The organism is Streptomyces bohaiensis (genome assembly GCF_012033785.1).
Lineage (GTDB): Bacteria > Actinomycetota > Actinomycetes > Streptomycetales > Streptomycetaceae > Streptomyces > Streptomyces bohaiensis.
On the sequence record NZ_JAAVJC010000427.1, the window covers coordinates 1 to 2,808 of the forward strand.

1 protein-coding gene is annotated in these 2,808 nt (G+C 74.3%); it reads left to right on the forward strand.

Annotated features, from left to right (window positions below):
• Positions 1 to 2,808, forward strand: a 2,808-nt coding sequence (locus HCN52_RS23560) for an Rne/Rng family ribonuclease (RefSeq protein ID WP_168090450.1), incomplete at both ends; no start/stop codon positions are given.

Below are 2,808 nucleotides of genomic sequence, written 5' to 3' on the forward strand. Positions count from 1 at the left end.
GGACTGGCCGTTGCCGCCGCCCTCGCGTTCACCCTGCTGCCCGCCACGGAGCTGGGTCGGGTCCCGGCACTGCTGCTCAGCGCGGTCTCCGCCGCGCCCGAGGGCGCCGACCCGGTCTCGGTCGAGGACCCGGTCGCCCCCGCGACCACCTCCGCCGAGCCGCAGGCCGCGGAGCCGCAGGTCGAGGAGAAGCCGGCGCGCACCCGCCGCCGCGCCACCCGCACGTCGGCCGCCCCCGCCCAGCAGCCCGTCTTCGTCGCCGCCGACGAGGTCGCCGCGCCGCGCCTGGCCGAGCAGGGCGACGCCCCCGCCGAGCAGAAGCAGGCCGAGGAGAAGCCCGCGCGCGGGCGGCGGCGTGCCACCCGCACGTCGGCCGCCCCGACCGAGGCGGCATCCGAGCCCCGGACCCCGGCAGGCGACTCCCGCTCCGCCCCGGGCAACCGCTCCGCCGAGGAACGGCCCGCCGGCAACCGCCGCTCCGCCCGCCCGGCAGCCGGTGTGGTCTTCCAGCCGCCCGTCTTCCGTGCGCCGATGTTCCAGACCCCGGAGAGCGCCGCCGCCGAGGCCGCCCGCGCCGCCGAGGAGCGCGCGGCGCAGCGGAAGGCCGCCGAGGTGACCGCGGACGAGGAGGAGACGGAGGAGGACACCGCCGGTGCCTCCGTCGACACCGGTACCGACACCGACGAGGACGAGCACGGCGACAACGGTGAGCGCAGCGGTCGCCGCCGCCGCCGGGGCGGCCGTCGCCGCCGTCGCAGCGAGACCGCCCAGCGCGCCGCCGAGAGCGGCGGCGGGGACGCGGACGCCGACGACACCCCCTCCGAGGCGACCGGCCAGGAGGACGAGGCCGGGACCGCCGAGGAGACGGGCGGCAACCGGCGCAGCCGTCGCCGCGGCAACAAGGCCGCCGCGGAGGCCCGGGCAGCCGAGGACGCCGCGGACGAGACGGACGCCGACGCCGACACCGACACCGACACCGACGACGAGCCCGACACGGACGCCGACGACGACGGGACCGAGGGCCGCTCCGGTGGATCCTCCTCGCGCCGCCGCCGCCGTCGCCGGCGCCGCGGCTCCGACGCCGACGACGCCCCGAACGGCTCCGAGGACGACCCCGAGCGCACCGTCGTCAAGGTGAGGGAGCCCCGCCGCAAGAAGTCCGGCGAGCCGCAGGAGGGCTCGGACGGCGTGCAGTCCATCAAGGGCTCCACCCGCCTGGAGGCCAAGAAGCAGCGCCGCCGGGAGGGCCGCGAGCAGGGCCGCCGCCGGGTGCCGATCATCACCGAGGCCGAGTTCCTCGCACGCCGCGAGGCGGTCGAGCGGGTCATGGTCGTCCGCCAGCACGGCGAGCGCACCCAGATCGGCGTGCTGGAGGACGACGTCCTCGTCGAGCACTACGTCAACAAGGAGCAGTCCGCCAGCTACGTCGGCAACGTCTACCTGGGCAAGGTCCAGAACGTGCTGCCCTCCATGGAGGCGGCGTTCGTCGACATCGGCAAGGGCCGCAACGCCGTCCTCTACGCGGGCGAGGTCAACTTCGAGTCCCTCGGCATGGGCCACGGCCCCCGCCGCATCGAAGCCGCGCTGAAGTCCGGCCAGCCCGTCCTGGTGCAGGTCACCAAGGACCCGATCGGCCACAAGGGCGCCCGTCTGACCAGCCAGATCTCGCTGCCCGGCCGGTACCTGGTCTACGTGCCCGAGGGCTCGATGACCGGCATCAGCCGCAAGCTGCCCGACACCGAGCGCGCCCGGCTCAAGCAGATCCTCAAGAAGATCGTCCCCGACGACGCCGGCGTCATCGTCCGCACGGCCGCCGAGGGCGCCACCGAGGACGAGCTGACCCGCGACGTCGAGCGTCTCCAGGCCCAGTGGCAGGAGATCCAGAAGAAGGCCAAGAAGGGCAACGCGCCGACGCTGCTCCACGGCGAGCCGGACATGACCGTCCGCGTCGTGCGCGACATCTTCAACGAGGACTTCTCCAAGGTCGTCGTCAGCGGCGACGAGGCGTGGTCGACCATCCACGGCTACGTCTCCGGGGTGGCCCCGGACCTCGCGGGCCGACTGGAGAAGTGGACCTCCGAGGTCGACGTCTTCGCCGGCACCCGCATCGACGAGCAGCTCATGAAGGCGCTCGACCGGAAGGTCTACCTCCCCAGCGGCGGCTCGCTGGTGATCGACCGCACCGAGGCCATGGTCGTCATCGACGTCAACACCGGCCGGTTCACCGGGCAGGGCGGGAACCTCGAGGAGACCGTCACCCGCAACAACCTGGAGGCGGCCGAGGAGATCGTCCGCCAGCTGCGGCTGCGGGACCTCGGCGGCATCATCGTCGTCGACTTCATCGACATGGTGCTGGAGTCCAACCGCGACCTGGTGCTGCGGCGACTGCTGGAGTGCCTGGGCCGGGACCGGACCAAGCACCAGGTCGCCGAGGTGACCTCGCTCGGCCTGGTGCAGATGACCCGCAAGCGGGTCGGCCAGGGGCTGCTGGAGTCCTTCTCCGAGCCCTGCGTCCACTGCAACGGCCGCGGCGTCATCGTCCACCTGGAGCAGCCGCAGGGCAGCGGAGGCGGCGGCAAGAAGAGCCGCAAGAAGCAGAAGCAGGCCGACGCCGCCCAGCAGGACGCCGCGACCCAGCACGACCACGGCGACCACGACGAGGACCACGGCGACCACGACCACGACCACGGCGCCGACCGGGCGACCGGGGACGCGGCCCGTGACGAGGCGGACGCGACCGGTCCGCTCGCCGCCGACGAGGAGCTGTACAGCAGCGTGGCGGAAGCCGAGGACGCGGCCCGCCGCGGC